Source organism: Bacillus timonensis (assembly GCF_004799755.1).
Taxonomy (GTDB): Bacteria; Bacillota; Bacilli; order Bacillales; family Bacillaceae_L; genus Ferdinandcohnia; species Ferdinandcohnia timonensis_A.
The window spans coordinates 51,046-64,303 of sequence record NZ_SLUB01000011.1; the positions used below are offsets into that span (position 1 = coordinate 51,046).

The window sequence follows — 13,258 nt, forward strand, 5'->3', positions numbered from 1 at the left end:
AACCCCCAATCGATTAACTGTATTGTAAATATTCGTTCTGGCTGGATTTTTCAAGAATTCTTTTATATTCTTTCGGAATTACTCGTACGAAACGAGATGCGTAGCTGTCCCATTTTTTCAGGATTTCTACGGCTTTCGTACTTTTTGTATATTGAGAATGTTGTTTGACTTGTCCTTTAATAAAGTTCATTTCATCTTGATTTTGTAAAGATTCAATGAGTACGAGTTCTTGATTACATCGTTGCTTGAATTCTTCGGCCTCACCAACTAAAACATAAGCAACTCCACCTGACATTCCTGCAGCAAAGTTTTGCCCGACCTCCCCAAGAATGATTGCACTACCGCCTGTCATATACTCACAACCATGATCTCCGATTCCTTCGACAACTACATCGGCACCGCTATTTCTTACACAGAATCTTTCCCCAGCCTTTCCTCGGATATATGCTTTTCCACTTGTCGCTCCATAAAAGGCTGTATTTCCAATAATAATGTTTTGTTCAGCTAAGAAAGTTGATTTTATCGATGGGTAGATTGCGATTTTCCCACCTGATAATCCTTTTCCTACGTAATCATTTGCGTCTCCCTCTAATGTCATCGTTGTTCCCTTTGGTATAAAGGCTCCAAAACTCTGACCTGCCGCTCCTTTAAAATGAAGCCTGATCGTGTCTTCTGTTAACCCTACTTCTCCATATCTAGTAGAAATGGCACTCCCTAGTAGAGTTCCAACAGAACGATTTATATTTTGGATAGGGAGCACTGCGCGAATTTGCTTTCCTTTTTTCAACCCTTTAAGAAATAAAGGCAGGAGCTCCTTGCTGTCCAATGTTTGATCAATTTCATGGTCCTGTCTCTCTTTTGGCTTTTTACCATTCGGCTGATTTAATAAAATTGGCGTCAAATCGAGTTTTTGAGCTTTCCAATGATTTGTTTTAGCCGGTTTTAAAAAGTCAGTCTGCCCAATCATTTCATCCAATGTTCTAAACCCTAATTGAGCCATATATTCACGTATTTCTTGAGCAAAGAAATGCATCAAATGAACCACATGGTCTGCAGTGCCAATCATATTTTTACGAAGTAGTGGGTTTTGAGTCGCGATTCCAACTGGGCATGTATCCAAATGACAAACTCTCATCATGATGCATCCCAGAGAAACAAGTGGTAATGTTGAAAAGCCATATTCTTCAGCCCCAAGAAGTGCTGCAATAACCACATCTCGGCCACTCATCATCTTCCCATCTGTTTCCAGCGTTACTTTATGTCTTAAGCCATTCAATTTTAAGGTTTGATGGGCTTCAGCAAGCCCCAACTCCCAAGGCATGCCAGCATGTTTTATACTTGAACGAGTAGCTGCTCCAGTCCCGCCATCATAGCCACTGATTAAAATGACATCTGCTTTTGCCTTTGCTACACCTGCAGCAATTGTACCAACACCCGATTCTGATACGAGTTTCACATTGATTCTTGCTTTAGGATTGGCATTTTTTAAGTCGTAAATCAGTTGAGCCAAGTCTTCAATCGAATAAATATCATGATGAGGCGGTGGTGATATCAGTTCAATTCCTGGAGTGGATCCCCTTGTTTTTGCAACCTCTGGGGTTACTTTATGACCAGCCAATTGTCCACCTTCACCAGGTTTTGCTCCTTGGGCCATCTTAATTTGAATTTCTTCACTATTAACGAGATAGTGGCTCGTAACCCCAAATCTTCCTGAAGCAACTTGCTTTATACTGCTGCATTTCGAATCGCCATTCTCCATCGGTGTAAATCGCTCAGGATCCTCTCCACCCTCACCACTATTGCTCCTTCCACCAATTCGATTCATTGCAATCGCTATTGCTTCATGAGCCTCTTTGCTAATCGATCCGTATGACATCGCCCCTGTTTTAAATCTTTTAAAAATCGATTCAATTGGTTCAACTTCCTCGATAGGTACAGGTTTCCTTTTATAATTGAAGTCAAGTAATCCACGAAGTGTCGTCTGCTGACTGATTTCTTCATTTAACAGATTGCTATATTCCTTATAGATTTCATATTTTCCTGTACGAACAGCATGCTGTAATAAATGAATGGTTTTCGGTTGGAATAAATGAGGCTCTCCCCCATAACGCCATTGAAAATCTGAACCCGTTTCTAGTACTGCTTCTTTCGACTGAAAAGCTGCTTCATGGCGTAAACGTACTTCTTTAGCAAGATCTTCTATCGTCAACCCACTGAGCTTTGAAGATGTATTTGGAAAATAACGGTCAATTACATCATGACTAATTCCTAAAGCCTCGAAAATTTGTGCACCTATATAACTTTGAACAGTAGAAATGCCCATTTTGGACAATATTTTCATGATTCCCTTTGTGACAGATTTCACATAATTTCTGGATGCATCCTCAATCGAAAGACCTTCCACAAATAAAGGAAGTGATTCGAAAACAAGATAAGGGTATATCGCATTCGCACCATATCCAAGTAGAGTTGCAAAATGGTGTACCTCTCTTGGTTCTCCAGATTCTACAATTAAACTCACTTTACTTCGCTTGCCAGTTTGAATTAAATGGTGATGGACAGCTGATACCGCAAGCAATGAAGGAATCGCCCCAAGCTGTTCAGTTACTTTTCGGTCACTAAGAATGAGGATATTACTCCCATTTTCAACCTCCTCATCTACACGTTGAAATAATTGATCGATGGTCTCACTCAAATTTCCTTTAATTGAGAATAAAGTTGAAATAATCGCTGCCTGCCACTCTTTTGTTTGTAAACTGCTTATTTTCTGCATTTCTGAGTCTAGTAAAATCGGGGTTTTTAGACGTATTTTTTTATATTTCATTTGTGCAGGCTGGAGTAAATTACCGCTCGACCCTAACATCACTTCTAATGACGTTACAAATTCCTCCCGAATGGCATCTATTGGTGGGTTTGTGACTTGAGCAAATTTCTGCTTGAAATAATTAAATAACAGTTGAGGTGTACTGGATAATACGGCTAAAGGAGCATCATAGCCCATTGAACCAATGGGTTCATACCCATTCAACGCCATCGGCTTTAAAACTTTTTCCCATTCTTCATTTGTGTAGCCAAAGATCGCCTGTCTGTGATGAGTTTCCCCGTCTGGTATAACCTCGGCGTGGGGCATTTCATCAGAAATCCTCTCAATAGGTACGATGGTTTCTTCTACAAGTTTCTGATAAGGTCGTTGGGAGATAATCAATTGTTTGACTTCTTCATCACCAAGTAAGCGCCCATTTTCTAGGTCGATTAAAAGCATCTGCCCAGGTTTCAATCGATCTTTACAAATGACTTTTTCCTCTGGAATGTCAACAACCCCTACTTCAGATGAAACACAGATAAAATCATCATCCGTAACAATAATCCGTGCAGGTCTTAACCCGTTTCGATCAAGACACGCTCCAACTAACTTTCCATCTGTAAAAGCCATTGCTGCCGGTCCATCCCACGGCTCCATGAAACTGCTATGATACTGATAAAATGCCTTTTTTTGTTCATCCATTACCTTGTTTTTTTCCCACGGTTCTGGAATCATCATCATCATCGCATGTGGTAATGACCACCCTGATAACACGAGAAATTCCAATGCGTTATCAAACATCGCTGAATCACTACCGTCTGTTTCAATAACAGGAAGCAAGCTTTCTATATCTTCGATTACGTCCGATTTGAATGCCGCTTCTCTCGCCTTCATCCAATTCACATTTCCGTTAATCGTATTGATTTCACCATTATGCATCATATAACGATTTGGCTGTGCTCTTTGCCAACTAGGGACGGTATTCGTACTGAAGCGATTATGGACCATCGCCACGGATGATTCGTATAATTCGCTATTTAAATCAACATAGTAATCTTTCAATTGCTCTGGTAGTAATAAGCCCTTGTAGATAATGGTTCTTGCTGAAAAACTGACAATATAATAGGGATCATCGTTTGCGAACTTCGCACTTTTAAGCGTCTTTTCTATTTTTCTACGAACCTGATATAATTTTCTTTCAAACCTGATATCTCCTGGTTCGCTATAAGGTGATTTCACAAATAATTGGCGTATCACCGGCTGTGTTTCTTTGGCCTGCTGATGTAAATTAACATCATTTGTTGGGACAGTCCTCCAACCGAACAGTTTCAAGCCTTCCGTTTCCATCACGTTTTCAATGATTTCTTCACAACGTTTTCTTGAATCTTCTCGTTGGGGAAGGAAGAACATTCCAACACCATACTTTCCCGCATCGCTTAGAGATTTTCCCGCTTTTTCCCACTCTGCTTGAAATAACGTATGAGGAATTTGCGTTAAGATCCCAGCTCCATCCCCTAAACTATTGTCAGCACCGCGTCCTCCCCGGTGATCAAGCCGTTCAAGTGCCATTAATGCTTGAGCTACAATGGAGTGTGTTTGCTTCCCATTTATATTGGCAAGCATTGCAATTCCACAAGCGTCATGTTCAAATTGAGGATCATACATCCCTTGTTTATCTAGCGTCCATGTCTGATGCATCTCATATCCTCCTTTGCATCTTTGTATATTTTTTAATGTTAAGGCATTATATAAATAATGTATTTAGATTTATTAACTGAAGATTTGCACTTTTTGCACAATTATAAATGCATATATTTATAATCACTAAAGTAATCAACGTTCGTATTTACCGTTTTTTTCTTGTCTTTTATACTACCACCGCTTCGTTTTTTTATATTTAGATGTTTTGTTGAATCATTTGGATTTTTTGTCGGGAGGGGTTATATTTTTACAGAAAAATAAGGTTGCTGCTGGATCTTTCACATATCCCGCAGCAACCTATCCTTGTGTATATTTATTTTCAACGTATTTCAGAGGGGTTCTTACCAGTATATTGTTTAAATTGTCTACTAAAAAAGTGTAAATCGTTATAACCAAGGGCATATGCCGTTTCTGTGACTGACATTCCAGTAAAATGGAGTAAATGCTCTGCACGTTTAATCCGAGAATAGACAATATACGATTTCACTGTATGACCTATAATTTCTTTAAATTTTTGAGAAAAATAGCGTTGCGATAGGTTCGCACGTTCAGCTAAACTTTCAATCGTATGCGGTTCACCAGGGTGTTGCTGAATATAATTCGCGATTTCACGAATTATTTCCATTTGGCTATTGCTGGTACTACCCAACTCTTCTTTTTTATCATGCTCATCTCTTAACAAATGGATCATTAATTGCTTCAAAATTAACTTTCCTTCAATTTCCGCGCCAAATGTATTGACTAAAAACAAACGGACATACTGTGTTAACAGTGATTCAAAGCTAATTGTATTTTCAAGAATTCGATGTGAAGAAGGAATCATTCTAGGTGTTTTGATTTCAGCAATATCAAAATGAATATACGTTAAAACGAGAGGATTTTGGGGATTATGGGTCGCTTCCGTCTCATCACCTGGTCGAAACAAAAAGCAATGACCTTTTCCCACATGATAAGACTTGTTGTTTAGTTTGACAGTCCCTTCACCACTCCACACATAAAATAAATCATAATTTGGCATGGGGGTATCTCTTTTTTTCCACTTCCAGTTGGGTTCACAATGTATAGTGGCTAAAGCAGGTTTTAATAGAAAATCTTCTGGATTCAGATCAAGCATCCAATTCCCTCCTTCCATAGATGGGAAACCTACTTTATATTTTAATTGTTTATTGTCCAATGTAGCAATCAGTCTGCATTAGAATGGGAAAAATTTTTAGCACGTTTCAATTATGGAAAAACATCAAAATTGAAAAAAGGAAGCTCTAGGCTCCCTTTTCTGATTAGCTTTGACGCCATGGGCTTCGGACGACATTTGTCTGATTTCTATCTGGCCCAACAGAGAAGATCGACAATGGGATGCCTGTTAACTGAGAAACTCTTTCGACATAATGTCTTGCGTTCTCTGGAAGTTCATCAAGTGATTTGCAGGCAGTAATATCTTCTGTCCAACCCGGAAGTTCTTCGTATACTGGCTCGCATTGAGCTAATATTTTTAAGCTTGCCGGAAATTCCTCCATCACTTTCCCCTTATAACGATAAGCAACACAAATTTTCAGCGAATCAATTCCTGTTAACACGTCGATTGAGTTCAATGATAAATCGGTTAAGCCACTTACACGACGGGCATGGCGGACGACAACACTGTCAAACCACCCAACTCGTCGTGGTCTCCCTGTCGTTGTTCCGTACTCACGACCGACTTCCCGAATTTGATTGCCAATTTCATTATCAAGCTCGGTAGGGAATGGACCGTCACCCACCCTTGTTGTGTATGCTTTACATACCCCAACAACATGAGTAATCTTACTTGGTCCAACACCTGAGCCAATTGTTACCCCACCTGCAACTGGATTAGAAGATGTAACAAACGGATAGGTTCCTTGGTCAATATCAAGCATGACTCCTTGTGCTCCTTCAAAGAGGACACGACGACCGTCATCTAAAGCATCATTCAAGACAACAGATGTATCGCTAACATATTTTGCAATCGTTTGGCCGTAATCATAATATTCGTCAAGAATATCCTCAAGTTTAAACCCCTCGGTTTCATATAGCCGGTCAAACAACCGGTTTTTCTCTTCCAGGTTACGTATTAATTTTTCTTCAAATACTTCGCGGTCCAGTAAATCAGCAATCCTAATTCCAACACGAGCCGCTTTGTCCATATATGCCGGTCCGATGCCTTTTTTCGTCGTGCCAATTTTATTTACACCTTTTCTAGCCTCTTCCAATTCATCTAATTTTAAATGATAAGGCAAGATAACATGGGCGCGATTAGAGATCCTCAAGTTATCGAGAGTCACCCCTTTGTCATGAAGGTAATTCATCTCCGTCACGAGTGCCTTCGGATCGACGACCATTCCGTTGCCAATGACACAGATTTTATCCTTATAAAAGATCCCGGATGGAATCAAATGCAGCTTATAGGTTTCACCGCTAAATTTAATGGTATGGCCCGCATTGTTTCCACCTTGATAACGTGCAACTACTTCGGCATTTTCTGATAAAAAGTCCGTAATTTTTCCTTTTCCTTCGTCTCCCCATTGAGATCCTACTACGACAACTGATGACATTTCTCTAACGCACCTCCATTAGGTTCATAAGCATTTTTCTTTTAGGGGTTCATTTTATCAATAAAATCGAGGGTAAGTCAATAAAAACACGAACGTTAAATTTGGATTTTATTAGTATGTTCGTGTTTGTTCATTTTCAAAGTACTTTCACCATAATAAAATCCGTTTGTTCTTCGTCCCCCATGTAAAAAGAATGGGCACCCGTTTGAACAAACCCCATTTTCATATAAAAGGCAATTGCATTTTCATTTTTTTCCCAGACACCTAGCCATATTTTCCTTTTATTACATTCTGCCGCAATTTCCATGGCTTTATTAAACAAAACTTTACCAAGCCCTTGTTTTTGAAATTTATTCTTAATGTATATCCTCTCAATTTCAAGGATTCATTCCCCAGTTTCGGCAAAGCGTTTGATTCTTTCACCAATTTCATCACGGACCCTCTGGAAAACAGCCCATTTTTCATCTTCCGTTCCTACTGCTTTTGCAGGGTCATCAAATCCCCAGTGTTCTCGTTTAACCTTAGACGGTGTAACAGGACATTTATCTTTGGCATCCCCACAAAGGGTAACTGCTAATTCTGCGTTATTTAGTATTTCAGGATCGATGATATCGGAAGTTTGGTTTGATATATCAATCCCAACTTCCTGCATGGCTTTAACTGCATTCGGGTTGAGTCCATGTGCTTCAATCCCAGCACTTTTTACTTCCCATTCATCTTGATTTACGTATTTTTTTGCCCAGCCCTCTGCCATTTGACTTCGACAGGAATTCCCAGTACATAGAAAGTAAATCGTTTTTTTTTCCATAATTCATACTCCTTTAGAAAAATAATAGTGAAATATAGAGCCCAATTAAGGTTATAAATAGAATAGGTATCGTTAAGACAATCCCTGTTTTAAAATACGTTCCCCACGATATTTTTACCCCTTTTTGGGATAAAACGTGAAGCCATACTAAAGTGGCAAGTGAACCAATTGGAGTGATTTTAGGACCTAAATCCGATCCAATCACATTTGCATAGACTAGCCCTTCTCGGATTAATCCTGAGGTGTTCGTTTCTGCAATGGCTAAAGCATCAACCATAACGGTTGGCATATTATTCATAACCGCAGATAATAGTGCTGCGATAAAGCCCATTGAAACAGTAGCCACAAACAATCCTTCCTCCGCCACATTTTGAACCATACCTGCTAAGACAGAAGTAAGTCCCGCATTTCCTAATCCATAAACAACTACATACATGCCAATCGAGAAAAATACAATATTCCAAGGGGCTCCTTTAATTGCTGCCTTCGTATCAACTGCTTTACTTCTTCTAGCCATAAGAATAAAAAGGATGGCGATCATTCCCGCTACGATGGAAACAGGAACATTTATGAATTCGCTAGTAAAGTAACCAATGAGTAATACCGCAAGAACAAACCATGAGAGACGGAACAATTTTGGGTCTTTAATGGCCTCTTCTGGCTTCCTCAATTTAGATAGGTCGTATGTTTTAGGTATACTTTTTCTGAAGTAAATAAGCAGAACTGCAATCGTTGCAACTAGTGAAAAAATGTTAGGAATAATCATTCTCGTAGCATATTCAAGAAAACCGATTCCAAAGAAATCTGCAGATACGATATTCACCAGGTTACTTACGATAAATGGTAGTGAAGTCGTATCAGCAATAAAGCCACTAGCCATAATAAATGGAAACACCATTTTTTCTTTAAAGTTCAAATTCCGAACCATCGCCAGGACAATAGGTGTTAATATCAATGCAGCTCCGTCATTAGCGAATAGAGCGGCAACGATAGCACCTAAAATGCTGACATAGATAAACATCCTAATTCCATTTCCCTGTGCAATCCTCGCCATATGTAGTGCCGCCCACTCAAACAAACCAATCTGATCCAATATCAGTGAAATGAGGATAATGGCAACAAATGATAATGTTGCGTTCCAAGTAATGTCTATTACTTCCATGACATCACTAAATCCGACAACCCCTACTAAGAGAGCAATGATGGCTCCACCACACGCAGACCAACCAATATTTAAGCCTTTAGGCTGCCAAATAACTAAAATTAATGTTGCAATAAAAATGATAAGTGCTAAAACCAATGTTGTTGACAACAGTTGAACCTCCAATTAATAGAATGAAAATCTTGGATGTAAATTATATTTTTTGACTAACACAACAAGTATCTCCTTCAACTTGTTTCGTGTCACTATCTTCTTTTGTATAAAAGAACTCCCACTCATTCCCATCTGGGTCTGTAACCCAAAACTTATCTTGAAGAGCATAGCAACACGTTGTATTCATTTCCTCACGAGCAAAGAACCCCTCTTTTTCTAATCTTTCTTTATGAAAAATGACTTCTTCAGCGTTATGAACTTGGAACCCAAAATGATTAACTTGATTACCTTTTACTTCATTCTTCACGTTTAACGTGAAATTCAATCTTGTCTCTTCTACTAGGAATTTAGCGTAATCATTTTTCGTTTTAACAGGCATGACCCCAAACACCTTTGTATAAAAATCAATCGACTTTTCCAAATCCGTTACATTAATCCCCACGTGAACATATTCCATATATAAATGCCCTCCCAACTATTATTGTCTTAAATCAAAAAAAGTTGATTTATAGGTTAAAAATTAACAACAGCTGTTATGTGCTGCTTTATTGCCCGTTTTTCTAAAAATACAACAAAGTTCTTCAGAGAGTAAGCCGTTTACTTCATTCTCATTTAGATCGTAATAACTCCATGTTCCTTTTGTTTGTTTAACAATTAAATTTGCATCTAATAAGATTTTAAGATGGTACGAAAGCTTTGATTGTGAAATACCAAAGGATTCCGTTAAATCGCACACACATGTTTGACCCCTTTGACAAAGCTCAAATAAGATTTCTATCCTCTTTTGATCAGCGAGAGCTTTAAACTTTTTTTCATATTGTTGGAATATTGGTTTTACCGCTTCCATGGATATCCTCCCTTCATCAAATTTTTTTGATATTTGAATCATATTTTAATTAATGATTAAACGCAACTGATAAATCAAAAAATGATTTACCAAAAACACATATTGCAAAGATTTGATTGAAAAACCCGAAGGTTCTACCAGAAATGTACTGGTAAACCTTCGGGTTGAGAAGAGTATATCTTTTTTAAAGCCTTCATTAAGCGGCTCTTTTCATCTCATTTGCATTTTCGTTGAATAGCAAACGACTTATTGATAGTAGCTTACTACCATTAATTGCAAGATAAACAGCAATTGCTAAAAATGCTAAGTCTAATTCATATCCTGCCATTTGGCCATTCCCTAGTAAGCCAACTGGAAGTTTAGCTGTAATGGTTGCTCCGACCATTAATAGAGCAAATAAAATAGATACAAGTCTAGTAGCAAATCCAATGATAAGCGCTATGCCCCCAATTACTTCAAGTAAAGCGACAACATATGCCATAAATCCAGGTATATTAATACTCTCAAACCATCCAACAGTATTTTCAATTCCTCCTTGGAATTTAACTACCCCATGTATTAGAAAGAGTATTCCCAATGTAATTCGTAAAATAAGTGCTCCAATTTCGTTTTTTTGTACCATTCTTTCTTCCTCCATTAATCTATTTTAGTTATAAACTTTTATACCATTGTGCAGCAGCTTCAACTTCTGTCGCTGTCAACTGATGGCCTCTATCTTCCCAATGGATTTCTACATTTGCATTTGCCTTTTCTAATAGAGACTGCAACTCAGCCGATTCCATCGGAGAGCAAATTGGATCATTTGTTCCAGCAGCAATAAACACGGACTTCCCTGTTAAATCAGGAAGATCAATGCCTTTTCGAGGAACCATTGGGTGATGAAGAATCGCCCCTTTTATTGCATCTTGATAGTGAAACAAAAGACTCGCTGCTATATTTGCTCCATTTGAATATCCAATTGCTAATATGTTATTTCGATCAAATTCATATTTCATTGCAGCTTCATCAAGAAACTCATTCAATTCTTTTGTTCTGAAAATAAGGTCTTTTATATCAAAAACACCCTCTGCTAATCTTCTGAAGAATCGAGGCATGCCATTTTCCAAGACATTTCCACGGACACTTAATACGGATGCCTCATCATCTATTCTTCCTGCAAGAGGTAACAAATCTAATTCGTTCCCTCCCGTACCGTGAAGTAATAACAATGTAGGTTTTTCAGGATTTTTACCCTTGTTAAATATGTGTTTCATTATTTGTCTCCTTCCAATACGCGAACCTTAACAGCTGGTAAGCTTGCTTCTAATTCTTCTCGTTTTGACTCAAACCATGTAGGAAGCATAAGTTTTTCACCCAGTTCAACAATTGACTCATCTACCGAAAAACCCGGTGGGTCAGTTGCTATTTCAAAAAGAATGCCGCCTTCTTCGTGAAAATAAACAGCTTTGAAATACTGTCGATCCCGTATTTCTGTTGGATAATAGCCTTTTTCTTGAAGGAGTTTTCTCCATTGGAGAAGATCCTCTTCATCCTTTGCTCTCCATGCGATATGGTGAACCGTTCCTGCTCCCATAAGGCCTCTAACTGAAGGGGTTAACTTAATATCTATCACGTTTCCATGTAAGCCAACGGACCTGAATCGCAGAAAACCCTCTTCATCACCAATACATGTTAGACCTAATACATTCTCAAGTACATCAGCCGTTTTATTAGGTTGTGCGGAAAGTAAAGTTGCTCCAGCAAAACCTTTTATTGCATTCTCGGCTTTTATCCCGCCAAAACTCCAATTATTAGTTGGTCCTTCTTTTCTTTCGATTAGTTCAAGTTCAAGACCGTCTGGATCTTTAAAAGTTACATATCTTTCTCCAAAGCGGATGGATGACATGAACTCAATACTGAACTTACTCAAGCGATTCTTCCAAAAATCTAAAGAACCGAGTGGTATAGAGTAGCTCGTTACCCCAACTTGTCCCATACCAATACGACCCTTTAACTGTTTGGGCCATGGAAAAAAGGTAATAACAGTTCCCGGATCTCCAGTTTCATTTCCAAAGTACAGATGATACACCTCTGGTCGATCAAAATTTATGGTTTTTTAACAAGTCTAAGTCCTAGTACACCTGCATAAAAATCAATATTCCTTTGGGCATCGTTAACCATTGCTGTTATATGATGGATACCAGATGTTTTTTGCATCTCATTCTCTCCATTCATTCAAAATATGCTCATTAATCTAATTCTTTCACCTGAATAGGAATTAAACTATGTTCGAGTTGCTCTCTATACTGTTCATACTGTACAGGTAACATTAATTGTTCTCCCATTGTTTCGTGTGATTCATCATGTGCGAATCCAGGAGGATCTGTTGCAATTTCAAATAAAATTTCTCCGTGTTCTCTAAAGTAAATCGCATTAAAATAATTTCTGTCTTGCACAGGAGTTACGCCATATCCATTTTCTGCAATGTATTTTTGCCAATCCAATTGATCTTTGTTGTCAATTGCTCTCCATGCAATGTGGTGAACTGTTCCAACACCTATTTGTCCTCTTCCCGTCGGAACCACCTTTAGGTCTATAATGTTTCCAATATCAGCCGAAGAACGATAACGGACAAAATCTCCCTCTTTATCTACGTATTCAAGACCCATCACTTTTTCTAGTAATTCTGCAGTTTTATCTGGATGGGATGAAAATAGTGTCGCTCCACCAAAACCTTTTATGGCCACTTCGGGAGTTACTTCTCCGAATGTCCAATTATTGGTTTCACCTTCTTCTCTTTCGACGATTTCTAGGTGAAGTCCATGTGGATCATCAAATTCTAAATATGTTTCTCCAAATCGATTCATTTTAGTGTAAGGAATATCATACTTTTCTAATCTTGATTCCCAAAAACTCAATGCTCCTTTAGGAACAGCATAAGAAGTAACACCTACTTGACCATCACCAATTCTTCCTTGATAGGCATCTGCCCAAGGAAAAAATGTAATAATTGTTCCTGGTTTTCCTCCCTCATTCCCAAAATACAAATGATATGTTCCTGGATCATCAAAATTCACAGTCTTTTTAACTAAACGTAATCCTAAAACGCCTGCATAGAAATCTACATTCTCTTGTGGGTGACCTACTATTGCAGTTATGTGATGAATTCCCATTGTCTTTTTGCTCATTTTCGTCCCACTCCTATTCATAGTTTTTATATCAAATAATTTTTAAT

The 13,258-nt window shown here is 38.3% G+C and carries 10 protein-coding genes and 2 pseudogenes; all 12 read right to left on the bottom strand.

The genetic code is table 11. From position 1 onward, the window contains the following. Positions 1 to 13: 13 nt before the first annotated feature. Positions 14 to 4,501 carry a glutamate synthase large subunit gene (gene gltB / locus E1I69_RS08560; protein WP_136379194.1) on the bottom strand — a complete coding sequence of 1,496 codons (4,488 nt, stop codon included), beginning with the start codon at positions 4,499 to 4,501 and terminating at the stop codon, positions 14 to 16. 322 nt (positions 4,502 to 4,823) lie between these two features. Next, positions 4,824 to 5,618 carry an AraC family transcriptional regulator gene (locus tag E1I69_RS08565; RefSeq protein WP_136379195.1) on the bottom strand — a complete coding sequence of 265 codons (795 nt, stop codon included), beginning with the start codon at positions 5,616 to 5,618 and terminating at the stop codon, positions 4,824 to 4,826. Positions 5,619 to 5,781: 163 nt separating this feature from the next. After that, on the bottom strand, positions 5,782 to 7,074 hold the full coding sequence (locus E1I69_RS08570) for an adenylosuccinate synthase (RefSeq protein ID WP_136379196.1): 1,293 nt from the start codon (positions 7,072 to 7,074) through the stop codon (positions 5,782 to 5,784). A 136-nt stretch (positions 7,075 to 7,210) separates the two neighbouring features. Continuing rightward, positions 7,211 to 7,456: pseudogene (locus E1I69_RS24790) on the bottom strand (GNAT family N-acetyltransferase); the annotation flags it as partial. Positions 7,457 to 7,459: 3 nt separating this feature from the next. Further along, a complete protein-coding gene (arsC, locus tag E1I69_RS24795; RefSeq protein ID WP_207308523.1) occupies positions 7,460 to 7,882 on the bottom strand; it encodes an arsenate reductase (thioredoxin) in 423 nt (140 codons plus the stop codon). A 13-nt stretch (positions 7,883 to 7,895) separates the two neighbouring features. Beyond that, the gene (locus E1I69_RS08580; RefSeq protein ID WP_278186152.1) at positions 7,896 to 9,194 is read right to left on the bottom strand and encodes an arsenic transporter; all 1,299 of its coding nucleotides are present in this window, start codon (positions 9,192 to 9,194) and stop codon (positions 7,896 to 7,898) included. Positions 9,195 to 9,237: 43 nt separating this feature from the next. Continuing rightward, complete coding sequence (locus E1I69_RS08585) at positions 9,238 to 9,654, bottom strand: ArsI/CadI family heavy metal resistance metalloenzyme (RefSeq protein ID WP_136379197.1); 417 nt, start codon at positions 9,652 to 9,654, stop codon at positions 9,238 to 9,240. Between the two features lie 63 nt (positions 9,655 to 9,717). Then, positions 9,718 to 10,044, bottom strand: a complete 327-nt coding sequence (locus E1I69_RS08590; protein ID WP_136379198.1) for an ArsR/SmtB family transcription factor — start codon at positions 10,042 to 10,044, stop codon at positions 9,718 to 9,720. Between the two features lie 196 nt (positions 10,045 to 10,240). Beyond that, positions 10,241 to 10,666: a DoxX family protein gene (locus tag E1I69_RS08595; protein ID WP_136379199.1), complete on the bottom strand. Its 426-nt coding sequence runs from the start codon at positions 10,664 to 10,666 to the stop codon at positions 10,241 to 10,243. A gap of 28 nt (positions 10,667 to 10,694) precedes the next feature. Continuing rightward, complete coding sequence (locus E1I69_RS08600) at positions 10,695 to 11,297, bottom strand: alpha/beta hydrolase (RefSeq protein ID WP_136379200.1); 603 nt, start codon at positions 11,295 to 11,297, stop codon at positions 10,695 to 10,697. Further along, a pseudogene (locus E1I69_RS08605) lies at positions 11,297 to 12,240 on the bottom strand (ring-cleaving dioxygenase). The gene E1I69_RS08600 and the pseudogene E1I69_RS08605 overlap by 1 nt, the downstream one beginning before the upstream one ends. A 32-nt stretch (positions 12,241 to 12,272) precedes the next feature. Beyond that, entirely contained in the window at positions 12,273 to 13,211 is a 939-nt protein-coding gene (locus tag E1I69_RS08610) for a ring-cleaving dioxygenase (protein WP_136379201.1), read from the bottom strand. Between the last annotated feature and the right edge of the window lie 47 nt (positions 13,212 to 13,258).